We start from the raw sequence: 25,252 nt of genomic DNA, 5'->3' as shown, positions 1-25,252 counted from the left end.
TATTCGGGCACCGCTAGAGTGGGCTTTGGGAGGTTGGCGATCAGCCGGAGGGGGGGCCGATACCGCATCCCGGGGCCAGTCGTTCTACCTGCGGTAGTCTGCTGAGACAGAGCTGCACGGGGCGAACGGCTGGCCCTTTTCGCGGTACTGCGGAAACAAGAGCCACGACAGTGCGAGAAGCGCGGTTTCCGATACGTAAACCCCGGCCGTGGAGAATCGCGGCAGTGGAATTCAGGCGGCGCGGTTCCGGTACAGCCACCACACATCGCGACCGAAAGACCAGCTCAACGTCGCCACCGCGATTCCCGCCAAAACCACCGGCGCGAGTCCGGCCGCCGCGGCGGTCAGAGCGATTCCCTGCAAGGCCGCGACTGCCTTTCGGGCCCGGCTCGGGCGCAGCGGTGCTCGGAGCCACGGCCACAGGCGGGCTGCCCCGACGAAGGCGTAGCGCATCAGGCCGATTGCCAGGACCCACGGGCCGACCGTCGTGGCGGCCAGGACGCTCAGCACCAGGATCAGGAAAGCGTCCGCCTCCATGTCGAAGCGGGCGCCCAGCGCGGAGACGGTTCCGGTGCGGCGGGCGACGTAGCCGTCTAGTGCGTCCAAGGCCAGGGCGACCGCTGCGATGGGGACGATCAGGGCCAGCGGCGGGTGCCCGCCCAGGCGGTCGGCGACCAAGGCCGTCACGGTGCCGATCAGGGCCGCTCGGGCGAGGGTCACCTGGTCGGCGGGGCCCAGCCGGTAGACGCGGATCCGCCAGGCGCCCTGGGTGAGCAGCACTAACAGGCCGAGGAGGTAGGCGACGCCGACTGCCCAGCCGGCCAGGCCCAGGCCGGTTGTGACGGTCAGCAACGTCAGGAGCGCGAGTTGCGCCAGCAGCGCGGGCGCCTGCTGGACGACAGTTGAACCCAGCTCGGCCGGGGTTCGTGTACAGGTGGAGACAGCCATTTCGCCTCGATCCGGCAGCAACGGAGGACAACCTTGACACGGGCGGTGCGGGCTTTCTGGTTCACTTCGGCCGCGGGCGGGGAGGTCCGATCAGCGGAGGCGCCTGCTCCACAAGCCGACGAAGTGCTGGTCCGAACGCGATTTTCGGCGTTGAGCCGCGGTACGGAAAGTCTCGTATTGCGCGGCGGCGTGCCCGCGAGCCAGCAGGACATCATGCGCGCGCCGTATCAGGAGGGCGACTTTCCGTGGCCAGTCAAGTACGGCTACCTGAACGTCGGCGAGGTCCTTTCCGGACCGCCTGAGCTGACCGGCCGCACGGTGTTCTGCCTCTACCCGCATCAGACCGAGTACGTCGTGCCGGCGGCGGCGGTCACGGTGGTGCCGGACGACGTCCCCGCGGCGCGGGCAGTGCTCGCCGGGACGGTCGAGACCGCGGTCAACGCGCTCTGGGACGCGGCGCCGCTGGTCGGCGACCGGATCGCGGTGGTCGGGGCGGGGATGGTCGGCTGCAGTGTCGCGCGGCTGCTGTCCCGGTTTCCCGGCGTGGACGTCCAGCTCGTCGACCCCGATCCGGACCGCGCGGAGGTCGCGGACGCGTTTGACATCCGTTACGCCACCCCGGAAACCGCGACCGGCGACCTCGACCTCGTGGTGCACGCCAGCGCGACCGACGCCGGGCTCGCGCGTTCGCTGGAACTGCTCGGCCACGAGGGCACGGTGATCGAGCTGAGCTGGTACGGCGACCGTCAGGTGTCGGTGCCGCTCGGCGAGAACTTCCATTCGCGGCGGCTCACCGTGCGCGGCAGCCAGGTCGGCACCGTCTCCCCTGCTCGCGCGGCGCGGCGCGGGTACGGCGATCGGATGGCGCTGGCGTTGCGGCTGCTCGCGGACCCGGCATTCGACGTTCTCGTCACCGGCGAATCCGCCTTCGCCGAACTGCCGGACGTCGCGGCGCGACTGGCGGACGGAACTCTGCGCGGACTGGCTCACCGGATCACCTACCCCTGAAGGAGAACGCGTTGTTCAGTGTCACCGTGCGCGATCACATCATGGTCGCCCACAGTTTCCGCGGCGAGGTTTTCGGCCCGGCGCAACGCTTGCACGGCGCGACATTCGTGGTCGACGCGACGTTCCGGCGGTCCGAATTGGACTCGGACAACATCGTCGTCGACATCGGGCTCGCCACGCAGCGGCTGGGCGAGGTGCTCGCCGACCTGAACTACCGGAACCTCGACGACGAACCCGATTTCGCGGGCGTCAACACGTCGACGGAATACCTCGCCAAGGTGATCGCCGACCGGCTCGCGGACCGGATCCACGCCGGGGAACTCGGCGAGAACGCGCGCGGGCTGGCGCAGATCTCGGTGACGCTGCACGAATCCCACGCCGCTTCGGCCGGATACGAGCGTTCGTTGTGACCACAGTGGACTCTTCCGGTTACGCGCCGGAATGGCTGACACTCAGAGAACCCGCCGACACCGCGGCCCGGGCAGCCGATCTGGTCGCGTTGCTCCCGCCCAGTCCGGCGGTCATCCGGGATCTCGGCTGCGGCACCGGAGCGATGGGACGCTGGTTGAGCGGTCGTCTTCCGAAGCCGCAGCGGTGGATCCTGCACGACCAGGACCCGCAGTTGCTGGAGATCGCCGCGCGCAGCCTTCCCCAGGGGATCAGCGTCGAGACGGAACAAGCTGACGTGACCCGACTGGACATCAGCGGCACTTCTTTAGTGACGGCTTCCGCGTTGCTGGATCTTCTTACCAAGGAGGAGATTCAGCGATTGGTGAAGTCCTGTGTAGACGCTCAATGTCCAGCTTTGCTCACCCTGTCCGTGACAGGATCAGCTCACCTCACGCCCTCGGACGCGGCAGACGAAGCACTCAACGACGCATTCAACAACCACCAACGCCGAGACGGAAAACTGGGCCCGGAAGCCGTCGCCTTCGCCGCGGCGGAGTTCCAGCGACACGGTTGGACAGTCCACACCAGACCGTCACCGTGGCGGCTCGGGCCGGAACACCGCGAACTCATCGACACCTGGTATCGCGGATTCGTTGCCGCGGCACGAGAACAAGACGCGACGCTGGCAGTGCCCGAGAACCGGCAGATCACCGAGGTCACCGTGCACCACCAGGATCTACTCGCTCTCCCCTGACTCCCGTCGCGCCCGGGCCCGGCGTTTGCCCTCGTGCATCGCCGCGACCCGGGCGACCGGGATCGTATGCCCCTCGGCCACGAGATCCGCCGGGAGTTCCTGCGGCTCCGGCAATTCCTCCGCCCACGGGTCAGCGCTGCCCAGCAGCCCCATCGCGGTCTTCACGGTGAAATCCGCCGGTTTGACGTTGTCCGCGTCCGCCCAGCGAACCGGGAACGACACCGGTGCACCCGGTCGGATTCGCGGACTGTAAACGGCCGCCACGGTAGCCCCGCCCGCGCGGGTCGAATCGAGAAAAACCTTGCCGTGCCGGTCTTCCCGGATGAACGCGGTGGTCGCCAGCTGCGGATCGATCCGCTCCGCCCGCGCACCGACCGCCCGGGTCGCCGCCGCGACGTCCTCAAAGGACAGACCGGGAACCAGTGGCACGAACACGTGCACGCCCTTAGCGCTACCTTCGTTGGGTTACCGGCCGACTCAGCCGGTCGGGCTAAAAAACGACCAGCCTCCCCCGGCAGCAGTCCGCGGACCTGCAGGTCCGGGCTGTTGGATCGTTCCAACAACATCACCTCCGCGTGCAGCAGCTGCAAGATGCGACGCTGGTCGGCCAGCGACGCGACGGCCAACCGGCGGGCCGCCTTCCCGGTGATTGCCGTGACCGCTTCGACCTGCTTACGTCCCGCGCCGAGCTGGCGCACGGTCACTTGTAGGGCGGCGTGCTCGTCTCGCAGCTCGCGCAGCTCTGTCTCGATCTGTGCGACCGCGTCGGCCACCACGTTCGGATCGAGTCCCGCTTTCAGCGCGTCAGCCACGCGGGTGGTGCGGGCTTGCTCCAGCCGTTCGATCTTCTCGGCGACCTTCTTGAGCTGGCGCGGTGCGGCCGGCGCGATGCGCTGTTGCTGGCACAGATAGTCAGCAGCCATCTGCTCCAGACGGTCCGGGTCGGTCAGCAGCCCGACGATTTCGGCCCACACCCGGGCGTCCAATAAGTCCGCTTCCAATCGCGCGCAGTCGCATCGGGGCTGGTCGGCCGAGCGCCATTTGGCACCGCTGCACTGGTAGTAGCGGATCTTGCGGTCGTTGCGATAGACGCCGTTCAGCCGACCGCCGCACGGTGTGCGGGTGCCTGATAGCGGGTAGGGCCGGTTGCCGTCCTTGGGCTTGTGGTCCTTGCGGTTCAGGGCGCGCTGTAGCTCATCGAACCGTTCAGGAGTCAGGATCGGCTCCAGCTCGATCGTGACCGACTCGCCGTAGACCGGGCTTCCGTCCCGCCGGAGCTTGGTCCGCCCCCGATGGGGACGTCCGGAACGGGTCGGTTTGCCCCAAGTGGCCTCGCCCATCAAGCTTCTGTTGCGCAGCAGAAATCCGAGGATCTGGGCGGTAAAGGGCTTCGGACTACGCTGGTCCAGCGACCCGTTGCCGCCCCTGGTCCGATAGCCCAGCGCGTTCAGCCGGGCAGAAGCCTGGTCCAGGGTGAAGACCTTCGTACCGTCGCCGTCGACCAGCAGATCTGTAGCGGTAAGGACCACTTCGGCTTCCTTCGGATCGAGCGCAACGACCGCCTTCGGTTTGGTCCCGCCCGCGGTCTCGGGCCAGGTCAGCCGACGCCCGTACGGTGCCGGACCGCCTGGCCAGCCACCGGCGCGGGCCCGAGCCCGCTGGCCGTTTGCCATCTTCTTGAGCAGGGCGCGGCGGTCGTGGGCCGAAACAACCGCCTTGATGCCGCGCGTCAGCCGCTGCGACAGGTTTTCCGGGTCGAACAGCTGCCCTTCCGCGTGCACCCACGTCTCGGAGGTGTCGAGGATCCGGAAGATTTGTGCGAACACCAGCTCGTCCCGCCCGAGGCGGTCCAGGTCGATGACGATCACGACGTCGATCTTCCCGAGCTGCACGTCCCGCAGCAGCCGCATCATTTCGGGCCGCTCTTCCAGAGCCTCGCCCGATACACCTGGGTCGATGTACACGTCCACCACGGGCCAGTTGTTGGCCTTGCACACTCCCCGGCCGCGGTGCACTTGATCCGGGATGCTGGTCTGCTCTTGCCCGGCTTGCTTCTCGGTCGAGACCCGGGCGTAGATCGCGGCCCGGAAGACCTTGTCGATGCGGTTCATTTCGTTGCGGCCCTTCGGGTACGCACCGCCCGCGACCGCTTCGCGGGCTCGCTCTTGCGTTGCACAGGGCTGGGGTCGGGAACGATCTGCTTGCCCGCCTGCTCCCACTTGCGGTGAGCGGCCGAATCGAATTTGCGCGCCAGCCCCTCGCTGAACTTAGTCGCGATAGCAGCCGCCACCTGGTTGATTCGCTCCTGGATGTCGTCCTGCTCGTCGTAGGACTGCAGCCCCAACGCGCGGCGCTGCTTGGCGCTCAGCCGCCCGGTGGTCACGACGTCCGACAGCGCAGCAATGAGCCGCTGGTCGTGGCCTTGCAGGAAACGGGACTTCGCCCCCTTGGTCCGCTCGCCGCAGCCGTCGGCGCAGAGGTTCGTGGTCGTGTTCGCCATGTTCGGGTCCTTCGTTTGTAGCCGAGCCTCGGAGGCTAACTCGATTTCGGTTTTTGTAGGTTGCAGCGTCTACCGGTCGACTACCCAGAGGCGTGTTTGCCGGTCAGGTAGCGGTCGGCGACCCAGATGGTCCGCTTGCCGTTGGTGGGTTTCACCAACGTCTCGGGATACGCACCGTTGCGCGATACGACCACGACCGGCACAGGGTTCTGTCCGGTCAGCCAGAAGACGACGTCGCCCTGCTTCCAGTCGTCCTCGGTCGGCCCCTTGGTCACGGGCGACTGGTATTGCCGAACCGCGCGGTCGATCCGGCGCTGATGCGGGACCGTGGGGTTGCCTTTCGGCGTGCGGCACGGCTCGTCGGTTCCGGCCCCGCACCGGTGACAGCGCGATCCGAGCGCCAGTCGGTCCAGCGCCGCGTCACGAACGGGCTTCTGGTCAACGCGGTCACACTCGCCCGCTTCGCCGTGTTGCTGGGCCGCCGGGTGGCGGCGATCCAGTTCGGCCTGCATCGCGTCGATGGCCTCGGCAGTGATCCGGCGGACCTCGCCTTTCAGCTTGGCGTTGTCCAGCTCGGCTTGCATCGAGGCGATTTTTCCGGTCAGCACCGCATCGCTCATGAACCCGATGCGCGTTTCTTCGTTCGTGGTCATTGTCGCCCTCCGTGTTGTTTTACCAAGCTGGTAAACAAATTCCAACACGGCAAATCGCGGAAACACAATAATTGCGCCGCGCAGTTTCTGCATGATGGACTGTTGTTTCCTTACTCGACAGGAGGTGACAACAATGGAAACTGCGCAATACCGAGAATGCGAACGAGACGGCTGCGGACGGACCCACGCCGCAAACGGCCTATGCAACGGCCACCTGCACGCGAAGCGCTGCGGCGAGCATCCGACCAACCCGGATCAGCAGTGCGGCCGCGACGGCTGCACCCGCCGCAAGCAGTCGCACGGACTGTGCCGCAACCACTGGCACCGCGAACGTGCCCTGCAGCCAGCGCCGCCGGGCAATCGCGGATGCCAGGTTGACGGTTGCGACCTGCGGCACTTCGCTCGCGGCTTCTGCGTACGACACAAAGGCCGCGCGTACGCCAAGGCCCGCCGCACCAGCTGACCGCCCTGCTCCCGATACCTCGTCCTGCCGCCCCGCTTGGCCGCCGCCGAATCGAGAAGGCTTTCCGGTATTTGGAGGCGAAAGAATGAGTTCAGCATTGCAGAAGTGGGCCGATCTCTTGGCTCGCGACGAAATCGAGATCAGCGCACATGAAAACAATGTCGCCATCGAACAGGGCGACCCTGGCGACGGCGACTACGGCTACCGCGGATGGGCGAATCTGCCTTACCGCGAGATCCCTGAAATGAAGCTAATCAAGGAGAACTAGCAATGCCCGCGTGGCTTCTTGTCCTGCTGCTCATCGCGATCTGTGCCTGGTTCGCGATCGGCACGTGGGTCATCACTTTCAACCTACTAGCTACCCGCGCCGTCCGTGCCGGGCGCAAAAGGAGCACCCGATGAACATCACCGAGGCCAACGACACGTCCCGCGTGCTGCGGTACCTGCTCGCAGTGCGACAAGGCACGCATACCGCCGCCGACGGGGACGTGCGCGAAGCGGCCGCTCGGCTGGCCGGGCGCGTCAACAAGGCCCTCCACACCGGCATCACCCCCGAGCAGATCGACGCCCAGTGGGACGCCCGGTGAACCCCGACGCCGTACGCGGCTACCTACACGGCTCGCCGGTCAACCTTTACGACAACTACCCCGGCAGCCTGAACGTGAGCCGCGAGGTCCGCGAATTGCTGATGCCGCACGCGCCGGAACGCTGCCCGGAGATCGTCGCGTGCACGTTTGCCGCGGCTAGCGCCGAAGCCTCGACACACATGCGTCACGCCGGTGTGCGCAATCAGCTGCCGACTGGTCTGCGGCTGGCCGAAGGCAACTACGCCGAAAATCTCGCGGCCTCCGGGCTACTGAACCTGCCCGGCGCGGTGCTGCTCTACCAGATTACGAACACTCCCGACCTGATCGTGCGGTCGGTCCACGGTGCCGGGCTCGCCGTCGTCGGCCGGTTCGAGCACTCGCCCGTTGCCGGTCTCAGCGTGCACATCCTCAATCCCGAACGGAGCCCGAAATGAATCAGGCACTCACCGCCTTTGCGGAGGCATTCACAGCGGAAGACACCGTGCGGGAGCTGGCCCCGACCATGGCCAGCGGAGAAGCCGGGGCGATCGCGGACCTTCTCGACGCGCTCGGCGAGAACACTGCCGCCTCGCTCTGGCGCGAACTGGCGGACAATGACTCGGAGTCGGACCGATGAAGCGCATCGCGGCTATCGCTGCCATCCTCGTCGGGCTCGGTCTCGTCATCGTCGGTCTAGCGTTGCTGGCGCTGCAGGCTTCCGGCTCGCTCGCAGTGTCCGTGCCCGGCAAGACCATCCCGGCAACGGCGACCCCTTGCGCGGAGGACGAGCCGTGCTGGGACTGCCACACGATGGGTAACCGCAAATGCGGTCCGCCCGTACAGCATGAGGTCGTCGTGTCCATTACAGGTGCGCCCGGAACCGTCTTCCGCGTCAAGGGCGAGGTATTCGGCGACACGGGGCCGATTAACCTGCCGGAGTCCGGCGGAGACTCGGCGCACTTCCAGACCGAGAAGGCGGCCGATCAGCTGGACCTGGTGGTGTACGTGGCCGCGCCGATCGGAGACACCACCATCGGGTGCGCGGTCTTCTACGACGATCGGCGGATCGCGAACACCGAGCGGGTTCCGCTGGAGCACACCAACACCGTGGCCTGCCGAGTCAACCGGGCGAACGCCGCCTAGCCCAACAGCGAGCCGTAGTCAGTACTCGCCTGAGATGGAAAGATTCGAGGCTATGAACGAGGACACGAACACCCCTCGGCGCGAAGTCGGCTGGGGCGACCTGAAGGTCGGCGACGTCTGGATCTCGAACCCGCCGGAGAACAACACGCGGACGGTCACGGCCGTGAGCGCGGGCCCCGGAGCCAACACGTCGATCACGTTCGACGACGGCAAGCCAGAGCTGAACGCGAATACCCTTCGAGTCACGATCGTCGAGAAGTAGTTGCGACAGCAAAGAAGCCCCGGTGTCCCAGTCGGGTCGCTGGGGCTTCTTCATGCGCTCAGTCGGCGGGCCACTCGTAAGACAGTTCATATCGGTCGGCGGCAAGGACCATGTCGTTCATCTCCAGCGGTCGCCCGTCTTCGCCGTAGGCCACACGCGTGACGGTCAGAACTGGGACGCCGTCGGCGAGCTGGAGCAAAGACGCCTCTTCCGGCGTAGGCATCCGAGCGCCGACATGCTCCGCGAACGACCCGATCGTGTGCCCAGCTTCTTCCAGTCGGGCGTATGTGCCGCCGCTGCCCGTGTCCGCCTGCTCGATGGCTGTTCCGAGTGTCAGCTCGCGCGGCAGGCGCGACACCGCGAGCTGAACGACCATGCCGTCGGCCCGCATCACCCGGTCCCGCACAGTCACTTCCACGCCTTCTTCGATCGTAAGGTGCTCAGCCGTGCGCAAGTCCGCCTGCTCGAACCGGATCTTTACCGACGACGAGGGTGCGAAACCACGTTCCGCAGCATCAGCTAGGAACGCACCGCGGTTCTTCGCCCGCGCCTCGCGCGATAGCCGGGAACGCGCGATGCGTCGGATGCTGGCTGGCGGTCGCACGAACACGCCGCGCCCGTGCTCGGCGATCACGAGACCTTCGCGCCGGAGCACGTCGACTGCGTCCCGCACCGTCGGCCTGGACACGCCGTAGGTGTCTACCAGCTCACGCTCGCTCGGGAGCTGGTCGCCGGCTGCATACTGGCCGGATGCGATCTTCCCGCGAAGGTCGGCTGCCACCTACCGGAACGCGGGCACGCCACTCGTCCGATCCACCATGCTCCCCATTCTGACACTGGTCCGCTTGTCTTGACCAGTTCAGTGGACACATGGCACGATGTGTCATCAGGACGTCATTACCAGTTGGCGGAGGCGGGCGTGCAGACAAGACCTGTCGCGGGTGAGCAAGGGCCGCCGCCGAACATGCTGGGGAGCGCGCTCCGCGCAGCCAGGGAGACCCGGAAGTGGGGTGTCCGCGAGCTGGCCCGGCGCATCGGCGTTAATCCGTCCATGCTCTCCAGCTGGGAATTCGGGCAGCGCCCACCCAAGATGCTCGATGTCGCGGCCATCCTCGGCGCACTCGGTGTTATTGGCGACGAGAAGCAGCGGATCCTCTACTTGGCCTGTGCCGCGGAGCTTGACAGGTTCGCCTCGTACTTGATGGCCCTGGACAGCTGATACCTAGTTCTCCGGTGGCCTGAGCCCCCGCACCAGCTCGGCCGGATCGGCACCCAGCCCGGCAGCGAACTTGAGCAGGTTGTGCAGGTTGAGGTTGCGCAGGCCGCGCTCTACCTGACTCACGAAGGTCCAGTGAACCCCCGCCCGCCGGGCTAGTTCCTCCTGGCCGATTCTCTGCTGCTCCCGCAGATCCCTCACGCGCACGCCCAGCTCACGCGTGGCTTCCGACTGCGGTTCTTTCGCCATGCAGCGCAACCTACCTCCCCGATTCCGCCACGCGCGCAGTCGGCGATCCGATACCATCCGTGACTGTCTGCAAATGCAGACACCGAGTGGGGAGGGCTCGTGTGGGAGGACACCAACTTCTCGATCTACCACCCGTGGGAGAGCCAGCCCCGGCAGGACGGGTTCGCGCTGGAACCGGACACCGCGAAGAAGATGCTCGATGAGCTGAACGGCTACAAGGTCCGGCTTCAGGACATGAAGCGCAAGGTCGCCCAGCTGCTCACGATGAAGCCGCCGTCGCAGGACCCGTCGACTGTGGCCGCGAACGTCGCGATGGTCGGCGACGGAAAAGGCCAGCTCGGCGCGTACTCCCACGGAGCCGAAGCGATCGACCAGCAGCTGGCCTACGTCACCGAGCTGGCCAACCGCATCGAGAAGGCGCTGGCCACGATCGGCCAGAACGAGCAGGACCAGGCCAAGACGGTCAAGAACGTCGACCCCGGCAACGAACCCCCAGGAAAGATCTGATGAATCTGCGCGCCATCACAGCGGTGCTCGGCCTCGCCCTCCTCGCCGCGGCTTGCTCGTCGCCCACGGACGGCACAGCGACCCCGCCGGGGTCGGCCACCGCACCGTCGAGCCAGACCCCGCCCTACGGCGGTGCGCCGAAAGTCGAGAACCCGTTGCCGGACAACGCACTTTCCGGCGATCCGTGCCAGGCGCTCACCTCGCAGCAGATCACCGACCAGCTCGGCTCCGCGCTCGCCGGGAAGCCCGACAGCCATCCAGTGCCGAGTTGTTCGTGGACCAACACCGAGACGACCGCCTCCATCGGCGTGTCCTACTACCCTGCGAGCAATGACGGCCTTAGCAACGCCTACGTGAACGTCAAACCGCAGATGAAGCGCTGGGACGTGCTGCCGCCGATTCAGGGTTTCCCCGCCGTCGCCTACGCCACTCAGCCGGGCCCGACCCCCAACACCTGCGATGTACTGGTCGGCGTCACGGACCGGCTGTCTTTCCTGGTCGACGTCGCACCGCGCACGGGCAAGATGGGCAAGGTCGACCCCTGCCCGCTCGCGGCCGACGTCGCCAACGACGTCCTCACCACGCTCAAGCAGAAGGCCGGGCGCTGATCGTCACGACCGCGCGCTGGAACAACAGAGAAGCCCCGCATCCGAACGGTCGGCACGGGGCTTCTCTACTGCAATAGGTCAGACGACCTTGTTGGAGTGCGGGCCTTCGTGATCACGATCGCGACGGCACAGTTGCGGTCCCTGCTCGCCGATGAGCCCGGGAAGGACTTCCCCGCAGACAATGCCGTTCGTGTCGAACGACCACCAGGTGCCAGGGATGGCGTACTGGCCGGGCGTGTGGAAGCGGAGGCCCGCCCGAATCGAACCGTCCAGGTTTCCGGAGCGCGTCCGGGTGTTTACTCCACAGGCTTCGGCGAACTCGTACAGGTTGAACGCCTCGCCCTCCTGGTAGCCGAGCACCTGGGCCACGACCCACATCACGTTCATCCGCACGGTGTCGGTCTGGCCCTGGAGCAGCTGCGGAGCACCGCCGATATTCGAATCGGTCTCGCGCTGGTGGCCTGCGCGATCTGCGCGGTAAGGGGCATCCGACCAGTCGTGCTGCTTGATCTCCGCAGCGAACTCTTGGGCGCGACGTGACAGAACCATAGTTATCCCTCCGACAGGGATCAGGACCGCAAGATGACGTTCCCCGACGGAACAAGCGGTCACCCATACTCTACATGCGGGGCCGACAGCAACCTGCTTTCCGCAGGTCCAGACGACAAGAGCCCCCGCCGCCTGCGTATGCAGGAGACGGGGGCTCTTGTGTGCTTGCGGTCAGGGAGACTGCTTACGGCTGGTCTTGGGCTTCGGCTTGTCGTCGGGCTCGCCGTCCGGCAGGGCCACGTGCTCGGCAGCGATTACACCGTCGGCGAGCGCCTGCACGATCCCTGCCTCGGCGGCCGGCGCTTGGTCCGGGTCGGCGGCGAAATCGCGCACAATCTGCGCCTCGGCGGGCATCTGCGGCGCTTTCGCTCCTCGCGCCCAGCCGTCGTGATCCGGGTGTGCGGGGTTGAAGTGCGGGTCGGCCGGGTGGTATTCGGCTTCTGACATCGGGATTCCTCCTCTTGCGGTTACGCGTCCCCGCCGCGCAGGCGGTCGATCTCGGACTGCTTCGCGGCCACGTCCTTGGTCAGCAACTCGACCTGCGTACGCAGCTGCTGCACCTCGGCCTGCGCCGCCTGCAACTGGTCGTTCAGGCGGCCGCACCGGTCCTCGGCCGCCTGCAACTGCTTGGTCAACGGCTCGACCAGTTTCAGTGCCGCGCCGGTCAGCTTGTCCGCGGCGTTCGCGTCGGTCAGTTCCGTTTCGGCGGTGATCTTCTTCGCCTGTTTCCGCGCTCGCACAAGGTCCAGCAGCACGCCAACACCGCCAGCACCCAGGAACGCCACGACGACCGGGATCCAGTCTTTCACTCTTCCCCCTCGGGTCTGTCCACAGTGGTGAGATGCCGGACGGTTGCCAGCTCGCGGGCTTCCCGGCCGATCTGCCAGGCGCGCCATAACGACATCAGGGCTACGGCGAGCATGTAGCCGCCGAACTGGCCGCCGCGGATACCGGAATTCGCCAGCACTGCCAGCCCGGCCGCGAGGCTCCAACAGGACAGCGACAGCAAACCGACTCGTTCGACCAGGAGCCCCACCACGTCGTCGAGCCACACACCTGCGAGGCCGACACACGCGGCCAGAGCCATCCCGCCGTACATCAGCCTGCCGAGCAGCGGCCCCAGCTCGCGGGCGCTGCTCGTGGCCATCGCGTCGAAGAACAGCGCTGAGGCTGCCGAGAGCAGGAACAGAGCCAGCAGAACACCGATTTGGAACGGGGACCGGCTGCGCCGCAACGTGATCGTCATGAGCCCCTCTCTCCTTAGGGCGATGTCGTTCCGCCGAACCAGGATTGCGCGAAGGCGTAGCCGCAACCGATCATCGTGACCGGAGTGACCGCGATCGCCGAACTGGCTCCGCCGGACACGACGCGGGTGAAAATGTCGATTCCGAAGTAATGACCGATGCTGGCTTCCGGCACCTGCACCGCGTACGGCCCGGCCGTGGTGAGCAAACCGGGCGCGGTTGTGGTGGACGATCCCGTCGTGACAGTCGGGGATGTCCAGTTCCAGCCGGTCACGGAGTCGAAGACCTTCACGTAGCTCTCCACAACGCTCGCCGCGCCGGTCCCGCCCCAGCTGTTGTTCATCCGCCACTGCGCCAGAAAACAGCTGTTGTTCTGCTGGACCTGGCCCGTGTAATAGGACGCGAACGTGTTGCCGGAGTTGAAGATCAGTCCCGGGTTGGTGGGGTACATCGGGACCTGTGCCTGCGGCTGGGCGAGGCCGTAGCCGGCGTCCGGGTCGGTGCCCAGCACCAGGTTTCCCGAACCGTCGAAGACCGACACCACTGCGCCGCCCGACCCGCTGGGGTTCGGCACGATCTGCATGTCCGTGATCCGCCCCAGCACCGGGTCGTCGTGCGAGACGACGAACGGGAACTTGGACTGCCGGGCCTGGGTCTCGGCCTGCTGCTGCAGCGCGGTCAGCTGGTTGACGATGTAGTCCGCGGAGCCGGGACGCTCGACGGGGTGGTTGGCGACCACGGGCGCGCCTCCTATCCGGTACGCACGGCCTGCAGCTGGTGGTCCACGCGGTCGCGCGGGGTCGTGCTGGTACGCGAGATCCCGATGACGCGCCACCGGTAGTTCCCGTCCGGCAGGTAGTGGTGATCGGTCGCCGAGTAAGTGGCGAAGTGACCCGGGTTGTAGGTGCTCAGCTGCGGGTCCGCGTCCGCCAGCACAGTGGCTTGCCACTGCTCGGGCTGCGACGAGGACAGCGCAACGTTCGCGGTCGCCCAGCTGTCCAGAGTGGACTGGACGGACGCGTCGGCGTGGCTGCTGTCCACGTCGTCGGTCAGCGGCCACCCGGCGTCGATCAGGTCCGCGGCTGTGGCCGTGCCGTAGAGCTGGCCCGCGTCCTGGCCCGCGCCCTTCACGAACGACCGCACCGCACCTGGCTTGATACCCCCGACAATGTCGAGCTTCGTCAGCGTCCGCCGGTAGAAGAAGCGCAGATCAACACCCGGCTGCACCAGGTACGGGCTGCCGACCAGCATCCGGTGCCGGATGTAGCGCTGCCCGTTCACCGTCGTGAGGTAGGGCTGGAAGAACACGTCCGGTCCCTGGTCGACCTGGGTCAGCTCGCGCAGCCGCGCACCGCCGTACGCCTGGTCGTATCCGTGATATGTCCGCGTGTTGCCGCTCCCCGGGCTGATCGTCGGCAGATCGATCGGCAAATTGCTGCCCGAGATATAGGACATGTTGATCTGGTGGTTGACGATCTCCCTGGCGATGTAAGGCAGCGTCCCGTTGATCGTGATGTCCGCCGCCGGATCGGTCAGCCGCTGCGTCGCCGGGTTCCATCCGGCGTTGTGCAGCACCCGCCGGTCGAGGATGTCCCAGATTCCCTTGCCGGACACGACGAAGTCCGTCGTCTCCGAGTCGGGCTGATACGGGGTGATCGGCCCGGCCTGGCACACGAAGTCGTCTCCGCGCAGCACCGCGACCGAGTGCCGGTCCGGCACGCACCACTCCCGGATGCGCGCGGTCCGCGGTCCGCCGTCGAGCGGGACGGCGACCTTCCAGCCGCCCGCGTCGTTGATCAGCGCCGACCAGTCCGGTTCGGCGAGCAGGTCCAGGTCGTAGAGCACCCGGCCGGTGGTGGTCTGGTACACCATCGCCGAGTATTCGCGTTCGGTGCTCACGCCGGGTTCACCGTGACGGTCAGCCGGTTGCCGGGGCCCCCGTTGATGCCGATGTTGTTCCCGACGCCTGTCCAGCGGTTGACGACCATGTACACGGTGCGCCCGCCGGTGAGCACGGCGTCCGACGCTGCGTTGTAGGTGTACGGCACGGGGTTCGTGCCGCCCGCTCGGCCGTCGGTAGGTGCGATCGACAGCGGTCCGGCGAGGTTCGCCCCCGATGCCGACCCGTCCCGGGGCACGAAGTCGAAACCGCCGCTGGTGCCCGAACTCATGGCGACCATCGCGTCGAACTTGAGCCGGTACGGCCAGCCGGGATCAGGGATCGCCACCGAACCCAGCACACAGGGGAACGCGGAGACGTTGGATTGCGTCGCGAACGTGGCCGTCTGGTACTGCTTCGGCGTGATACCACGCCAGGTCGTGCCGTCCCAGACCCGCAGACCGTTGTACCAGCTCAAATCGCCCGGCATGTACGACGGATCGGTGAGCGAGTCCCCGGGCAGCAGCACCCGCACGCCGCCGATCGGGGCCGTGCTGCGGCGGATGTCGGTCAGTGTCACCGTGCCGTCGGTGGCGACCCTCGCCCGCGCGAGCGGGATACCGGTGCCGCCGCCGGACGCGGCCGCCGGCCACGAGCTGATCAGGCCGAGGCCGTCCCAGGTGACCGGGTCGACCGGAACCGCTCCGGGCGTGCCGGTGATGATCTCGATCCGGGCCGGGATGCCGCCGCTCGCCGGGATCGTGTCGCCCTGCAACGTGTCGTAGTTGCGGAACACCACGATGTCGTTGCGCGGGTTGGACGCCGGAGGCGTGTCGCACGTGACCGACCGCGCGGCAGGCAGCTCCCACGACAGGTAGCCGCCCTGCCCGGACCGGCCGATGATCGCCGACCCCGGCTGCACCAGCAGCGTCCGGCCGGACTGGACGGTCACCCGCAGGTCGTACGCCTGCGTGCCGTCCGACGCCGTCGAAATCACGCCGGAACGGACCGCCGACAGCGGAGAAGTGGTTGAGCCGCCGAGGAACAGCGACTGGATCAGGGCGCGGCCCTGCCTCGCGTTGTTGACCCGGTTGCCGTTGGGCATCGCGGACCAGGTGCCGTCGGCGTCGGCGTTCACTGCAGCCATGACAGCCCCCTTTCAGTTGTTCGCGTCGCGCCAGAAGGCGACAGTGGATCCGGCCCCCACGCCGGTGAACTGGATCGCCCGAGAGGAGCCGGGCGGAATGGAGATAAAGCGCGCCGAACCGAGCGCGCCCGTGCGGTCGATGCCGTCGAGCGTCACCGGCGCGGGGTTGAACGGGCTGCAGTCGATCCGTAGCGTCTGCCCGGCCGTGATCGATCCGGTATAGGTGAGAACTCCGCCGGTGACCGGGTCTGTCCACGCGGGGTTCGTCAGTGTCGATGGCGTGGTGACGAGCAGCAATGGCCACGTGGTCGCGGTGCCGTTGTTCTGGAGCGCCAGCACGTTGTTCGCGCCGCTGATGCCCCAGTCCAGGCCGCCGTTGCCCCAGTCGAGACCGCCGGGCGTGCCGCCCGCCCAGTCGAGGCCGTCCGTGGATCCGTTGGCCAGGTCCGCGGTCGCCTTCCGTTCCACAGTGGACAGCAGCCGTCCGTCGGCCGCGTAGAGCGGCAGCTGCCAGTCGAACCCGCCACCGTCCGCCCACACCGAGCAGCGCGGCGTCTCCGCGTCCAGCTCTACCGTGATCTGCTGCGGGTCGATCCCGTCGTCGACCACGAGCAGCGCCTGCCCGCCTTCCGGGAAGATCCCCATCAGGCGCTTCCTCGCCGCGATGCGGGAAACCCGGTCGCCCGCGTCGCACCATCCCTGAAGCGAACCGGCGCGGGCCGCCGGGTACGAGCGCGAGCGGTACGCGCCCGACCCGAACGGCCTCTCGTTGGTGTGCATTTTCCGTGACAGGCCGTCGGTGACGAACGAGGCACCGCCGGGCGAGATCACCCAGCGGCACCCCTGGTCGTCGTCCACATTGGCCGCCCACGAACCGATCGAATACGTCGGGAGGATGACCTGCGTCGGCACCTCACACTCCCCTCATCGACCAGCCGACCTGGCTGGAGACCGACGCCGCGATCCGCTGCGGATCCGAGTCGGCCGGCGGATAGATGTGGAAGTGCTGCTCGATGCTCGCCCCGTCCGAACCGCGAGGGCGGCGCATCCGCATGTTCAGCTCGTCGGTGATCGCCTGCGATCGCGGCGAGAACGGGTCGATCGGCACGAACGCCTCGGGCACCCGCTTGTTGTCGCCGATCATGCGTTCCGTCCCCGGCGGGACCACGGTCGCGATGCTGGGGATGCGGGGAATGCTGTCCAGCACGCCACCGGCAGCCATGGGCACTACGCCAGGGAAGTCGATCCCGCCCAGTGCCCGCGGGCCGTACTGCATGCTGGTCGACGCGCCTCCGGCCCCGACTCCGTACGAGGTGTTCCCGACGGTGACGACCCGGATCGTGGCCTGCCGGTCCCGCGCAGCGTTGTTCAGCGCGTTCTCGGCTGCCGCCACGTCGGCCTTCGCGTGCACCTCGGCCCACGTGCCGTCGGCGTTCTGCTTCCACAGCCGCACCGCGCCCGTCGCCGGGTCGGTCGTCGCGAACGTGGTCGTCACGGCACCGGTGGAATCGGTCGTCTGCTTCCACTGCCGGACCTTCCCCGTCGCGGGGTCGATGTCGGTCGTGGTCCGCGTGTTGCCGACCGTGCTGTTGGTGACGGTCTGCCAGTTCGCCACCGCCGAGCCTGCGGGTACCGTGTTGCCGTAGACCGACACGGTTCCCTTGAGCTGGTTGACGTTCCCGATCAGGACGTCCGCAGCGTGCTTTCCTTCCGCAGTGTTCGCGAATACCTGGAAAGTGCCGTCCGGTAGCGACACCACCAGCTGCCCGAGCCTCGCCAGCGCATCGGCTGCGGGCTTGTCGTCCGCCGACAGCTTGACCGACTGCCCCGCTGGCAGCGCCTTGAGCTGGCTGACAACCTGCTGCACCTTTTTCTGAGCGGCGTCGTCGCCTTCCAGCCCCAGCGTCGTGGTGATGTCGGCGGGCACCATGCCGTAGTGCGTCAGCAGCGTCTGAATCTCGGAATCGTTGAGCCCCAGTTGTTTCAGCTGCTGGGCGAACGCGTCCCGCATCGGTCCGAGCTTGGCGGTGATGTCCGACGCGGACGCGCCGCCGTCCTTCAGGGACTGCGCGTACGAGGCCATGTCCGCGGCCCCTCGTTCCAAGGTGTCCTGCAGTTTGGACCCGGCCTCGGACGCGGTGTTGACCGCACCCGAGTTGTCGATCAGATCCTTGGTGTGCTTGGACAAACCGAGGTCCTTGAACGAGTCGCCGATCCCCCGCAGGTGGTCGTTCCAGGCTTGCAGCGCCTCCTCTTCGGACTTGTGCCGCCCGGCGAGCCGGTCGAGCACGTCGATGACCGCCTGCCCCTTGGCCGCCGTGTCACCGGCCGCCTGGTTGAGCGTGACGAACGCCGCGCTGAGACCGGCCGCCGCGACCTTGGCCGCGTACTGCGCGGGCGTGACTTCCTGTGCTGCCTTGGCAACGCCGTTGAGCGCCTGCGCGTTGGCGTTCGCGTCCTGCGACGCGTTGGCGAACGTTCCGCCCTCGGTGCCGATGATGTCGAGCAGCTGCTGCGCAGCGAACCCGGTGCCGTCGTAGGCGTAAGCGACGCCGTCCACATAGTTGATGTGGTCGTCGAACGCGGCGCGCGCTGCCTGGAACCCGGTCGCCACCTTGCGGTGCTCGGTCGCGATGCCGGTCAGCGACGCTTTCAGGGTGTCGCCCGCCTGCGTGTTGCCCAAGTAGGCGTCCTGCAGCTGCTGCAAACCCTGCTGCCCCACCAGGTTCAGCACGTCCTTGTTCAGGTTCCGCACACCGTCGGCGACCTTGTAGTTTCCGAGGTCGTAGGCCGCCTGCGAGCGCACGTTGCCGTCGATCGCGCCGCCGGAATCCCGCAGCGCCTGCGCCAGGTTCCGCTCCCGCTCGGCGTGCGCGGCGGCGTTCGCTGCGGCCTCCTGCTGCTTCTGACCGAGGATGTCCAGCCCGATTCCAAGCGCCGCAGCCGCCAGCGCGGCCGGGTGGAACGCACCGGCGGCCAGCCCGCCGACCGTGGCCTTGAACTTCCCGCCCACGCCGTCGGCCGCGCGCACCTTGTCCGCGAAGCCCTCGAACCCCTTGCCCGCGTCCACCCCGAGCTTGGACAGGATCATGGTCGACGCGGTGAGCGATCCGGCCAGCTGCGTCAGCTCGGGCGGCAGCAACGACACCAGGCCGAGCACGAGCCGCAGCATCGCCACGGCACCGGTGCCGGTGTTGGTGAACCCCTGCAGGAACCCGATCGCGCCGGAACCCTGCGCGGTCAGGTCGACCAGAGCCCCGGTGATGTCGTCGGTGATCACGTACAGCGAGTGCAGCGGACCGGCCGAGCCCTGCGCCAGGTTGGCGAACAGGGTGCCGAACCGGGCGAGCAGCAACTGCACGATTCCGCCGAGCAGCGCCATTCCCTGCCCGGCACCAGCGGCTCCGGCGGAGGCGTTCGCGAAGAACTGTCCGACGCCGGTACCCGTCTGCCCGACCAGGGCGCGGAAGCCTTGCAGCGGCGCTTCCGACGCCACGACGGCAGTCACCACGCCCGGCATCGCGTTCTCGGCGAAGTCGGTCACCGCGCCGGTGAGGATGCGCACGGCCGGAGCCGACGCGCCCACCGCGGCCTCCACCTGCGGGCTCAATCGCTCCCACGACCGGCCCACGTCGTCGAGCGCGCCGGACACCTCGGACTTGAACGAGCCGCCCATTTGCTTCGCGTCGCTCTCGACGTGGTCCACCAGGTCGGTGAACTTCGTCGCGATGCCCTCGTCGGTCGAGGCGATGTACGTGCCCAGCGCGGCGAAACCACCGGCCACCAACGCCAGCGACGCGCCGACACCGACCGCACCGGCAGCCGCAGCAGCGGGCAGACCCACCGACAGCGCAGTGAACCGCAGCGCATCGAACTGGGCGTTGGCGCGCTTGGCCATCCGCGCCAGATCGTCCTCGGCGGGCCGCGTCTTCGCCTCGACTTCCAGCTGCACCGTGCGACGCCGGGCGACCAGCGCCGCTAGTTCGGCCTCGGCCTTGCGGATGTCGGCGTCGACCTCCACCGACGTGCCGCGCTTCTTGTTCAGCTCCTCCAGCTTGGTGCGCAGCTTGGCGATGTCCGCGTCAAGGTCGATGACGGCAGTGCGCCGTTTGGCGACGAACTCTTCCGCCTTGGCCTGCGCCAGCTTGTCGTCCAGGTCGGTGTCGAACTGGACCGGTTTCCCGGCCGAGACCTTCTTCTTGACGGCCTCGGTGTTCTTGGGGTCGTTGAGCGCGGTGTCCCACCGGACCGCCGACTCGCCCTCGATCCGGGCTCGGATCCGCTTCTCGTCGCCCGAGGTGTTGTCCCGCAAATTGACTTCGACGTAAGCGCCGGCCAACTTGAACTCGCCTGCCACCGGAACCCCCTCACCCGAGGTCGAACACCCCGGCCTCGTTCACGCCGCGCGGGCCGTACTCGCGGGTCTGGTTCAGCGCGGCCAACTGGTCCCGGCTGTGCGCAATTACCGAAGGGGCCTCGTCCTGGTATCCCGCTTGGCCGGGGACGAACTCGCTGGATCCCGCCGTGCCCTCGGCCTCAAGACGCAACGCATGACGCACCGCGCCGTCGTAGACCGGCAGGCGGACCATGCGTGGCAGGAACACCGACACCGGCAGCTGGTCCAGCTCGTCTACGCGGTGGAACACCGACATGTCACTCAGCACGTCGTCGAGGTGCTGGAAGAACCAGCCGACCGCCGAGAGCCGTTCGTGCCAGGCGTCGGTCAGGCTTTTGGGCCGAACCCGCTTTCCGGCAGGATCCGGTCCATCAGCGCCTTGAACACCTGCTGCCACGCGGCCGGGGTGACCGTCTCGCACTCCCGCAGCGCTTCCCACGCGGCCGGGGTCAACAGCTTCTCCGCCGCGTACGAGATCGCCGCGGACTCGCCCTGCGTGGCGGCAATCGTGAACGCCTTCACCGACCAGGACGGCGGCACCTGCTTCGGGATCGTGTACGTGGTGCCGCCGATCGTGAACAGCGGTTCCCGGTCGGCGATCAGCTTGTCGGTTTCGGCGCGCGCGGCGTCGTCGTCGAGCACCAGCCCGAGGTCGGCCGGCGCTTTCGCGGCCGTGCGCTTGCGCGGGGCGTTCTTGCGGGCGGCGGTCTTGCGGGGCGCGGATGCGGCCATGACGCGGTCCTCCTGACAGGACAAAGGAATGGGGGCAGCCCCGCGTCCGCGGCGGTCAGGCGCGCACGGACGCGGGGCTGCGTCTGGGGATGGATCAGGCTCAGGCTTCGTCGATGATCCGGATCGGGCTCACCGTCTCGGAGACGAAGAACGTCTGGAACTCGATCGCCAGCACCTGCTGGTCCGTCTTGGTCCAACTGAGCTTCGTGTTGCCGGACGGGAGCGCCTTGCGCAGGATCGCGCGACGCTTCAGCGACCGGGAACCATCAGTCACGTCCGGACCGAGCCCGTCGACCATCAGCGTGCGGTACGGCGCGCGGTTCGCAGTTTGTCCGGCGTTCAGGTCCGACACGGCGTAGTTCGCACCGGTCGGACCTGCGGTCATGTTCCACGCGTACGCGAGGTTGGTCCGGGTCATCTCAGAGAGGTTGCCCGTCACCTTGATGTCGCGGTCGGTCAGCCGAGCGCCGAGCTTGTCCACGAGCTGATCGCCGGTGAGCGGCGTCCACTTCGACTCGACGGAGACATCGGTGCCGCCCAGCGTGATGCCGGTGTCGTACCAGGCGCTCGCGGCCGGGGCGAGATTCACGTCAGTCAGCGCGGGCTCGTAGGCCAGCGTCGGGTCGAACGCGAAACGGTAGATGTACAGCCGGGCCGGACCCATCACCAGGTTCCCGGGCTGGAGGCCAGCGGTATCGGCCATGATCACTCCAAAGAGGACTGTGGGCCGTGCGGCCCGAACGGTTGGTTGACCAGTCCCCTCACGGGGTGCTCTTGGCGACCGGGACCCAGTTCAGGACCAGGTCGAGGGCATAGACGGCGTAGTCGCCGAAATCGCCGTACGCCCGCCTCGGTTTCCCGAGGACCCACGCGGTTTTCACCACCGCGTTCTCGCCGCACCCGGCCAGCTCCAGGAACCGCGGCTCCCGCCGATAGGTCCCTGCCTGCACCGAGGTCGCGAGGTTGCGCGCCATATTCCACGGCGGCGCGTCCGTGCCCGGCGTCGTCGCCCAGCCGCGCACGTCCATCACCGGCGACTCGAACCGGTATTCCGGCACCGTGCCGCCACCGGCCACCGCGACGGTGAGGAAACCCGTTGCGGCCCAGCTGCTCGCTTCGCGGGGAAGGACTTCGCCGACCATCGCGGCCGAGAGCCCGTCCAGCTGCGCGAGCCACGCCCGCGTCACTGCCTCGTCCGAGGCGTAGATGAACGGGGTCATCACGCGCCCCGCCTGCGGTAGAGCGCAGGGCGAAGGTACGGCTGCGGCGGAACGACTTCGCCCGTGAACACCGTCTCGCCGTCCGGCCCGCGATAGCCGACGCGGTGCCCTTCCTCCACGTACAGCGCGTAGTTCAGGTCCGAGCCGATGCGCGCGGTGTCGCCGTTGATCTCGCTGGACAGCGACTCGCGCAGGTGCCCGGTGTCGACCGGGACCAGCCGCTTGGCGTCGTCCAGCACTTCGCCCACGAGCTTGCCGAACAGATCGCGCACATCGGCGGCGATCTTCTCTTGCCAGCCGGGCTCTTCGCGGTACTCCGCCACGGTTTCACCCCCCGTCGTCGCCGACGCGCTTCAGCTCCAGCGCCGTGTCCGGTGTCCTGCCCGGCGTGCGCGGGCGGATGACGTTCTGCACCAGGTACAGCACGCCGTTGGTGTCGTCGCGGATCCGGTCGCCCGTGCGGATGTCCGTGGTGGACGGCACCGCGCCGGACACGACCCGCACCACGCGCGGCGTCTGCGTAGCCGGGTCCCACGTGCGCGCCATGCGCTCGTCGACCGCGAGCAGCACGCCCGAGGCCGCCGGGGTGGTGTTGTCCGGAACCGGATCCCCGTACGGCGAAGGGGTTGAGCCGCGGAAGATCGACGCCCGGCACGTCGCGAGCGCCCACATCAGAGGCTCCGCCAGGTGCCGGGGTCTCCCCCGTCGTCGCCGTACACCTCGCGCCGCAGGCTCACCGGCTCGCCCGGTGCACGCACGTGGAACGAACCGGAGCCGAGCCACGACACCATCCGCAGCGCCTGCGCCGCATGCGGTGCGAGAGTCAGCCACGTGTCGGTGCCCTGCGTCGAGTTGCTGCCGCCGGTCTTCGTGATCTCCTGCCGCTCGAACAGATCCGGCTGCGAGGGCTGCCACGCGGCCTGGTACGCCACGGCCAGCTTTAGCCAGTACTTGTCCCGCGCGCCGACCTTGGCCGCATCCGCATAGACCCGGCCTGCGTGCAGGTCGATCGTCGCCTGCGCGCGCAGCACGGCGTCGTCGTCCACAGTGGCCTTGGCGTAGGTGAACACGTCACCCACCGTGGCCCAGCTGTCGACCATGGCGCTCTCCCTTCCGGGGAGGGGTCGCGCGGTTCGCTGCGCGACCCCGTCACGCCGAGCGTCAGTTCTTCACCAGCATCGAAAACGCACCGGGCGCACCCACCGCGAACGCCTTGCGGGCGCGGAAGTACAGCACGTTCTCGTCGGTGTCGACGCCGATGCCGGTCTGGCTGTCCTGGAAGTTGACCGCCAGCGGGTTGCGGTCGCCGACCTGGAGGAACTGCCGGTTGCCGGACACGATGAACGGATTCCCGGTCGGGGAATCCGAACCCGACGCGCTGGTCTTGCAGCCCATGGACCACTGGAGGTCGTAGCCGAACAGCTTCGGCGTGCCGCCCTGGCCGCCGCCCGCGACGCCGCCCGTCGACTCGTTCAGGATCGGCGCGCCGTTGGCGTCCTTGATGCCGCGCAGAACCTGCTTGAACGACGGGTGCGCGATGACGACCGTCTCGGCCTCGTCGAAGAAGTCGCCCACCTCGTAGAGGCCGAGCGACGCCGAGAGGTTGTCGTAGGTGATGCCGCCCGAACCGGCCAGCGTCAGGTTCGCGTTGGCGGTGTAGCCCGTGGTCGCATCGGCCTGAGTCAGGACGTAGTACAGCGAGTCGAACAGCCAGCCGCTCGACGCCTTCGCCGCAGTGATGCCCAGGCAGATGTTGTCGAACAGCTTGCCGTAGCTCGTGCCCGCGTCGAGCGACTTCGTCTTGGCGATGGACGCCAGCGAATCGCTCATGTCCTCCTCGGCCACGGTGACCTTGCCACCGATCTTGTCCGAGGCCAGCAGCACCGAGTCGTTCGGCGAGCTGTCGGCCGGCGCGCTCTGGGACTTGGCCCAGCGCGCCAGGTGCACACCGCCCGAACGCGGGGTGTACTTGGTGTTCGAGCCCATCGGCACGTGGTGACCGAAACGCTCGACAGCAGAAACCTGCTGGACCTTCTGGATGACTTCGGGGTTGGTCTCGATCGGGATCCAGCCCGCCCCGGTGAAAGCGACAGCCATGACGGCTCTCCGTTTCTCTTGGGATTGCAGGGAAAGGCACCGCGATCCCCGTCACGGGTGCGGTTGGATGCCCTCACGGGCTGCTCTTGGTTCTGGGTGGGCAGGCTCAGCCGCCGTAGCGAGCGGCGATGATGTCCCACGGGTCTTTTTCGGTCGACGTGGTCTGCTTGCCGCCCGCCGTGAGCCGTCCGGGCCGCGGCTTCTCGCCCTCGCCCTCGGCCTTGAAGAACTCGGGGTACTCGGCCTTGACGCGCTTCACCTCCGCGTCGAGCCCGGTCACCTCGCCCTTGCCGTCGATGTCCAACGCGGACACGTTGACCAGACCGATCAGCGCGGCCACGCGGTCGGTCTTCGCCTCGGCCTCCAGCAGCGCCGCGCGGGCGCTGGCCTTCACCGCCGTCGGCTTGTACCGAGCGGCAGCGGCTTCGTCGGCCTCGCGCTTGGCCTTTTCCGCGTCGGTCTCGTGCTGCTGCTCCAGCTCGCGGATTTTCACCCGCCGCTGCGCGGACTCGGCGTTGGTGGCCGACAACTTCGCTTGCAGCGCCTCGTACTCGGCCTTCGTCGGCGGAGTCCACTCAGCGCCGCCGTTCTTGCCGTTGTCGGTCCCGCCGGTGCCCTGGCCATCGCCACCGCCGGTACCTCCGCCGCCCGTGCCACCGTCGGAATCCGCATCGCGGGCGAACTGGCGGAACCGGGAGTTGAGCGTCTTGACCGCCATCAC

Annotated in this window: 36 protein-coding genes and 2 pseudogenes; 12 read left to right on the top strand and 26 right to left on the bottom strand. The window is 67.8% G+C overall.

The window, feature by feature from the left end:
* Nucleotides 1–231: 231 nt before the first annotated feature.
* Nucleotides 232–948: a CDP-alcohol phosphatidyltransferase family protein gene (locus ACFORO_RS26055; RefSeq protein ID WP_377869072.1), complete on the bottom strand. Its 717-nt coding sequence runs from the start codon at nt 946–948 to the stop codon at nt 232–234.
* A 33-nt stretch (nt 949–981) separates the two neighbouring features.
* On the opposite strand from ACFORO_RS26055, the gene ACFORO_RS26050 reads away from it, so the two are divergent.
* Genes ACFORO_RS26050 through ACFORO_RS26040 form a run of 3 tightly spaced genes read left to right on the top strand, consistent with a single transcriptional unit; the run spans nt 982 to nt 3,100 of the window.
* A complete protein-coding gene (locus ACFORO_RS26050) occupies nt 982–1,956 on the top strand; it encodes a zinc-dependent alcohol dehydrogenase (protein WP_377869071.1) in 975 nt (324 codons plus the stop codon).
* An 11-nt stretch (nt 1,957–1,967) separates the two neighbouring features.
* On the top strand, nt 1,968–2,366 hold the full coding sequence (locus tag ACFORO_RS26045; RefSeq protein ID WP_354743200.1) for a 6-pyruvoyl trahydropterin synthase family protein: 399 nt from the start codon (nt 1,968–1,970) through the stop codon (nt 2,364–2,366).
* On the top strand, nt 2,363–3,100 hold the full coding sequence (locus ACFORO_RS26040; RefSeq protein WP_377869070.1) for a class I SAM-dependent methyltransferase: 738 nt from the start codon (nt 2,363–2,365) through the stop codon (nt 3,098–3,100). The genes ACFORO_RS26045 and ACFORO_RS26040 overlap by 4 nt, the downstream gene beginning before the upstream one ends.
* Here the strand turns inward: ACFORO_RS26040 and ligD are convergent.
* From ligD to ACFORO_RS26015, 5 genes and pseudogenes are all read right to left on the bottom strand, one after another.
* A pseudogene (ligD, locus tag ACFORO_RS26035) lies at nt 3,083–3,550 on the bottom strand (non-homologous end-joining DNA ligase LigD); the annotation flags it as partial. The gene ACFORO_RS26040 and the pseudogene ligD overlap by 18 nt on opposite strands.
* Nucleotides 3,551–4,071: 521 nt before the next feature.
* A pseudogene (locus ACFORO_RS26030) lies at nt 4,072–5,211 on the bottom strand (recombinase family protein); the annotation flags it as partial.
* Nucleotides 5,208–5,600, bottom strand: coding sequence for a hypothetical protein (locus tag ACFORO_RS26025; protein ID WP_377869069.1), 393 nt, complete (start codon nt 5,598–5,600; stop codon nt 5,208–5,210). The gene ACFORO_RS26025 and the pseudogene ACFORO_RS26030, both read right to left, overlap by 4 nt.
* Before the next feature lie 80 nt (nt 5,601–5,680).
* A complete protein-coding gene (locus ACFORO_RS26020) occupies nt 5,681–6,346 on the bottom strand; it encodes a zinc finger domain-containing protein (protein WP_377869068.1) in 666 nt (221 codons plus the stop codon).
* Between the two features lie 106 nt (nt 6,347–6,452).
* Nucleotides 6,453–6,677 carry a hypothetical protein gene (locus tag ACFORO_RS26015; RefSeq protein ID WP_377869067.1) on the bottom strand — a complete coding sequence of 75 codons (225 nt, stop codon included), beginning with the start codon at nt 6,675–6,677 and terminating at the stop codon, nt 6,453–6,455.
* 124 nt (nt 6,678–6,801) lie between these two features.
* Between ACFORO_RS26015 and ACFORO_RS26010 the strand changes: the two genes are divergently transcribed.
* The 6 genes from ACFORO_RS26010 to ACFORO_RS25985 all read left to right on the top strand — a co-directional run bounded on the left by ACFORO_RS26010 (nt 6,802) and on the right by ACFORO_RS25985 (nt 8,687).
* Nucleotides 6,802–6,984 (top strand): hypothetical protein, encoded by a 183-nt coding sequence (locus ACFORO_RS26010; protein WP_377869066.1) that lies wholly within the window; start codon nt 6,802–6,804, stop codon nt 6,982–6,984.
* Between the two features lie 130 nt (nt 6,985–7,114).
* Nucleotides 7,115–7,303 carry a hypothetical protein gene (locus ACFORO_RS26005; RefSeq protein WP_377869065.1) on the top strand — a complete coding sequence of 63 codons (189 nt, stop codon included), beginning with the start codon at nt 7,115–7,117 and terminating at the stop codon, nt 7,301–7,303.
* Entirely contained in the window at nt 7,300–7,737 is a 438-nt protein-coding gene (locus ACFORO_RS26000) for a hypothetical protein (RefSeq protein ID WP_377869064.1), read from the top strand. The genes ACFORO_RS26005 and ACFORO_RS26000 overlap by 4 nt, the downstream gene beginning before the upstream one ends.
* Complete coding sequence (locus tag ACFORO_RS25995) at nt 7,734–7,919, top strand: hypothetical protein (RefSeq protein ID WP_377869063.1); 186 nt, start codon at nt 7,734–7,736, stop codon at nt 7,917–7,919. Before ACFORO_RS26000 ends, ACFORO_RS25995 begins: the two co-directional genes overlap by 4 nt.
* Nucleotides 7,916–8,425, top strand: coding sequence for a hypothetical protein (locus ACFORO_RS25990; protein ID WP_377869062.1), 510 nt, complete (start codon nt 7,916–7,918; stop codon nt 8,423–8,425). The genes ACFORO_RS25995 and ACFORO_RS25990 overlap by 4 nt, the downstream gene beginning before the upstream one ends.
* Before the next feature lie 52 nt (nt 8,426–8,477).
* Entirely contained in the window at nt 8,478–8,687 is a 210-nt protein-coding gene (locus ACFORO_RS25985) for a hypothetical protein (RefSeq protein WP_377869061.1), read from the top strand.
* 58 nt (nt 8,688–8,745) lie between these two features.
* On the opposite strand, the gene ACFORO_RS25980 is transcribed toward ACFORO_RS25985, so the two are convergent.
* A complete protein-coding gene (locus tag ACFORO_RS25980; RefSeq protein WP_377896645.1) occupies nt 8,746–9,468 on the bottom strand; it encodes a GntR family transcriptional regulator in 723 nt (240 codons plus the stop codon).
* Between the two features lie 138 nt (nt 9,469–9,606).
* Here ACFORO_RS25980 and ACFORO_RS25975 point away from each other — a divergent pair, with 138 nt between their 5' ends.
* Nucleotides 9,607–9,906 carry a helix-turn-helix domain-containing protein gene (locus tag ACFORO_RS25975; protein ID WP_377869059.1) on the top strand — a complete coding sequence of 100 codons (300 nt, stop codon included), beginning with the start codon at nt 9,607–9,609 and terminating at the stop codon, nt 9,904–9,906.
* A gap of 3 nt (nt 9,907–9,909) precedes the next feature.
* On the opposite strand, the gene ACFORO_RS25970 is transcribed toward ACFORO_RS25975, so the two are convergent.
* Nucleotides 9,910–10,152, bottom strand: a complete 243-nt coding sequence (locus tag ACFORO_RS25970) for a helix-turn-helix domain-containing protein (RefSeq protein ID WP_377869058.1) — start codon at nt 10,150–10,152, stop codon at nt 9,910–9,912.
* 99 nt (nt 10,153–10,251) lie between these two features.
* On the opposite strand from ACFORO_RS25970, the gene ACFORO_RS25965 reads away from it, so the two are divergent.
* Together ACFORO_RS25965 and ACFORO_RS25960 are read left to right on the top strand one after the other, a co-directional pair.
* Entirely contained in the window at nt 10,252–10,659 is a 408-nt protein-coding gene (locus ACFORO_RS25965; RefSeq protein WP_377869057.1) for a hypothetical protein, read from the top strand.
* Nucleotides 10,659–11,267 (top strand): DUF3558 domain-containing protein, encoded by a 609-nt coding sequence (locus ACFORO_RS25960; RefSeq protein ID WP_377869056.1) that lies wholly within the window; start codon nt 10,659–10,661, stop codon nt 11,265–11,267. Before ACFORO_RS25965 ends, ACFORO_RS25960 begins: the two co-directional genes overlap by 1 nt.
* A gap of 78 nt (nt 11,268–11,345) precedes the next feature.
* On the opposite strand, the gene ACFORO_RS25955 is transcribed toward ACFORO_RS25960, so the two are convergent.
* The 18 genes from ACFORO_RS25955 to ACFORO_RS25870 all read right to left on the bottom strand — a co-directional run bounded on the left by ACFORO_RS25955 (nt 11,346) and on the right by ACFORO_RS25870 (nt 25,249).
* Nucleotides 11,346–11,816: a hypothetical protein gene (locus ACFORO_RS25955; protein ID WP_377869055.1), complete on the bottom strand. Its 471-nt coding sequence runs from the start codon at nt 11,814–11,816 to the stop codon at nt 11,346–11,348.
* A 171-nt stretch (nt 11,817–11,987) separates the two neighbouring features.
* Nucleotides 11,988–12,263 (bottom strand): hypothetical protein, encoded by a 276-nt coding sequence (locus ACFORO_RS25950; RefSeq protein WP_377869054.1) that lies wholly within the window; start codon nt 12,261–12,263, stop codon nt 11,988–11,990.
* Between the two features lie 20 nt (nt 12,264–12,283).
* A complete protein-coding gene (locus ACFORO_RS25945; RefSeq protein WP_377869053.1) occupies nt 12,284–12,625 on the bottom strand; it encodes a hypothetical protein in 342 nt (113 codons plus the stop codon).
* The gene (locus ACFORO_RS25940) at nt 12,622–13,062 is read right to left on the bottom strand and encodes a hypothetical protein (RefSeq protein WP_377869052.1); all 441 of its coding nucleotides are present in this window, start codon (nt 13,060–13,062) and stop codon (nt 12,622–12,624) included. Before ACFORO_RS25940 ends, ACFORO_RS25945 begins: the two co-directional genes overlap by 4 nt.
* 14 nt (nt 13,063–13,076) lie before the next feature.
* Complete coding sequence (locus ACFORO_RS25935; RefSeq protein WP_377869051.1) at nt 13,077–13,799, bottom strand: hypothetical protein; 723 nt, start codon at nt 13,797–13,799, stop codon at nt 13,077–13,079.
* Between the two features lie 11 nt (nt 13,800–13,810).
* A complete protein-coding gene (locus ACFORO_RS25930; RefSeq protein ID WP_377869050.1) occupies nt 13,811–14,959 on the bottom strand; it encodes a hypothetical protein in 1,149 nt (382 codons plus the stop codon).
* The gene (locus tag ACFORO_RS25925) at nt 14,956–16,086 is read right to left on the bottom strand and encodes a hypothetical protein (RefSeq protein WP_377869049.1); all 1,131 of its coding nucleotides are present in this window, start codon (nt 16,084–16,086) and stop codon (nt 14,956–14,958) included. The genes ACFORO_RS25930 and ACFORO_RS25925 overlap by 4 nt, the downstream gene beginning before the upstream one ends.
* A gap of 12 nt (nt 16,087–16,098) precedes the next feature.
* A complete protein-coding gene (locus tag ACFORO_RS25920; protein WP_377869048.1) occupies nt 16,099–16,998 on the bottom strand; it encodes a hypothetical protein in 900 nt (299 codons plus the stop codon).
* A gap of 1 nt (nt 16,999) precedes the next feature.
* Nucleotides 17,000–20,443 (bottom strand): hypothetical protein, encoded by a 3,444-nt coding sequence (locus ACFORO_RS25915; protein ID WP_377869047.1) that lies wholly within the window; start codon nt 20,441–20,443, stop codon nt 17,000–17,002.
* Between the two features lie 10 nt (nt 20,444–20,453).
* Nucleotides 20,454–20,879: a hypothetical protein gene (locus ACFORO_RS25910; protein WP_377869046.1), complete on the bottom strand. Its 426-nt coding sequence runs from the start codon at nt 20,877–20,879 to the stop codon at nt 20,454–20,456.
* Nucleotides 20,810–21,214 (bottom strand): hypothetical protein, encoded by a 405-nt coding sequence (locus tag ACFORO_RS25905; RefSeq protein ID WP_377869045.1) that lies wholly within the window; start codon nt 21,212–21,214, stop codon nt 20,810–20,812. The genes ACFORO_RS25910 and ACFORO_RS25905 overlap by 70 nt, the downstream gene beginning before the upstream one ends.
* Nucleotides 21,215–21,314: 100 nt before the next feature.
* Complete coding sequence (locus ACFORO_RS25900; protein ID WP_377869044.1) at nt 21,315–21,917, bottom strand: hypothetical protein; 603 nt, start codon at nt 21,915–21,917, stop codon at nt 21,315–21,317.
* Between the two features lie 58 nt (nt 21,918–21,975).
* Complete coding sequence (locus ACFORO_RS25895) at nt 21,976–22,434, bottom strand: hypothetical protein (RefSeq protein ID WP_377869043.1); 459 nt, start codon at nt 22,432–22,434, stop codon at nt 21,976–21,978.
* The gene (locus ACFORO_RS25890; protein WP_377869042.1) at nt 22,434–22,757 is read right to left on the bottom strand and encodes an HK97 gp10 family phage protein; all 324 of its coding nucleotides are present in this window, start codon (nt 22,755–22,757) and stop codon (nt 22,434–22,436) included. The genes ACFORO_RS25895 and ACFORO_RS25890 overlap by 1 nt, the downstream gene beginning before the upstream one ends.
* A 4-nt stretch (nt 22,758–22,761) precedes the next feature.
* The gene (locus ACFORO_RS25885) at nt 22,762–23,106 is read right to left on the bottom strand and encodes a hypothetical protein (protein ID WP_377869041.1); all 345 of its coding nucleotides are present in this window, start codon (nt 23,104–23,106) and stop codon (nt 22,762–22,764) included.
* Entirely contained in the window at nt 23,106–23,534 is a 429-nt protein-coding gene (locus ACFORO_RS25880) for a hypothetical protein (RefSeq protein WP_377869040.1), read from the bottom strand. The genes ACFORO_RS25885 and ACFORO_RS25880 overlap by 1 nt, the downstream gene beginning before the upstream one ends.
* A gap of 61 nt (nt 23,535–23,595) precedes the next feature.
* Nucleotides 23,596–24,531 (bottom strand): phage major capsid protein, encoded by a 936-nt coding sequence (locus tag ACFORO_RS25875; RefSeq protein WP_377869039.1) that lies wholly within the window; start codon nt 24,529–24,531, stop codon nt 23,596–23,598.
* A gap of 106 nt (nt 24,532–24,637) precedes the next feature.
* Entirely contained in the window at nt 24,638–25,249 is a 612-nt protein-coding gene (locus ACFORO_RS25870) for a phage scaffolding protein (RefSeq protein ID WP_377869038.1), read from the bottom strand.
* Nucleotides 25,250–25,252 lie beyond the last annotated feature (3 nt).

The organism is Amycolatopsis halotolerans (assembly GCF_042647905.1).
Classification (GTDB): Bacteria; Actinomycetota; Actinomycetes; order Mycobacteriales; family Pseudonocardiaceae; genus Amycolatopsis; species Amycolatopsis halotolerans.
Note: the sequence above shows the minus strand (reverse complement) of the source record. Positions and strands in the feature narration are given on the sequence as shown.

Excerpts from the sequence above, each read along its gene's own strand:
- ACFORO_RS25995 (WP_377869063.1), top strand. The coding sequence starts at position 7,734 with ATGAATCAGGCACTCACCGCCTTTGCGGAGGCATTCACAGCGGAAGAC.
- ACFORO_RS26005 (WP_377869065.1), top strand. The coding sequence starts at position 7,115 with ATGAACATCACCGAGGCCAACGACACGTCCCGCGTGCTGCGGTACCTG.
- ACFORO_RS25905 (WP_377869045.1), bottom strand. The coding sequence starts at position 21,214 with ATGGCCGCATCCGCGCCCCGCAAGACCGCCGCCCGCAAGAACGCCCCG.
- ACFORO_RS25955 (WP_377869055.1), bottom strand. The coding sequence starts at position 11,816 with ATGGTTCTGTCACGTCGCGCCCAAGAGTTCGCTGCGGAGATCAAGCAG.
- ACFORO_RS25950 (WP_377869054.1), bottom strand. The coding sequence starts at position 12,263 with ATGTCAGAAGCCGAATACCACCCGGCCGACCCGCACTTCAACCCCGCA.
- ACFORO_RS25875 (WP_377869039.1), bottom strand. The coding sequence starts at position 24,531 with ATGGCTGTCGCTTTCACCGGGGCGGGCTGGATCCCGATCGAGACCAAC.
- ACFORO_RS25895 (WP_377869043.1), bottom strand. The coding sequence starts at position 22,434 with ATGACCCCGTTCATCTACGCCTCGGACGAGGCAGTGACGCGGGCGTGG.
- ACFORO_RS25870 (WP_377869038.1), bottom strand. The coding sequence starts at position 25,249 with ATGGCGGTCAAGACGCTCAACTCCCGGTTCCGCCAGTTCGCCCGCGAT.
- ACFORO_RS25970 (WP_377869058.1), bottom strand. The coding sequence starts at position 10,152 with ATGGCGAAAGAACCGCAGTCGGAAGCCACGCGTGAGCTGGGCGTGCGC.
- ACFORO_RS26020 (WP_377869068.1), bottom strand. The coding sequence starts at position 6,346 with ATGCAGAAACTGCGCGGCGCAATTATTGTGTTTCCGCGATTTGCCGTG.
- ACFORO_RS25990 (WP_377869062.1), top strand. The coding sequence starts at position 7,916 with ATGAAGCGCATCGCGGCTATCGCTGCCATCCTCGTCGGGCTCGGTCTC.
- ACFORO_RS25880 (WP_377869040.1), bottom strand. The coding sequence starts at position 23,534 with ATGGTCGACAGCTGGGCCACGGTGGGTGACGTGTTCACCTACGCCAAG.
- ACFORO_RS26025 (WP_377869069.1), bottom strand. The coding sequence starts at position 5,600 with ATGGCGAACACGACCACGAACCTCTGCGCCGACGGCTGCGGCGAGCGG.
- ACFORO_RS25900 (WP_377869044.1), bottom strand. The coding sequence starts at position 21,917 with ATGGCCGATACCGCTGGCCTCCAGCCCGGGAACCTGGTGATGGGTCCG.
- ACFORO_RS25985 (WP_377869061.1), top strand. The coding sequence starts at position 8,478 with ATGAACGAGGACACGAACACCCCTCGGCGCGAAGTCGGCTGGGGCGAC.
- ACFORO_RS26055 (WP_377869072.1), bottom strand. The coding sequence starts at position 948 with ATGGCTGTCTCCACCTGTACACGAACCCCGGCCGAGCTGGGTTCAACT.
- ACFORO_RS26010 (WP_377869066.1), top strand. The coding sequence starts at position 6,802 with ATGAGTTCAGCATTGCAGAAGTGGGCCGATCTCTTGGCTCGCGACGAA.
- ACFORO_RS25925 (WP_377869049.1), bottom strand. The coding sequence starts at position 16,086 with ATGGCTGCAGTGAACGCCGACGCCGACGGCACCTGGTCCGCGATGCCC.
- ACFORO_RS25940 (WP_377869052.1), bottom strand. The coding sequence starts at position 13,062 with ATGACGATCACGTTGCGGCGCAGCCGGTCCCCGTTCCAAATCGGTGTT.
- ACFORO_RS25885 (WP_377869041.1), bottom strand. The coding sequence starts at position 23,106 with ATGTGGGCGCTCGCGACGTGCCGGGCGTCGATCTTCCGCGGCTCAACC.
- ACFORO_RS25960 (WP_377869056.1), top strand. The coding sequence starts at position 10,659 with ATGAATCTGCGCGCCATCACAGCGGTGCTCGGCCTCGCCCTCCTCGCC.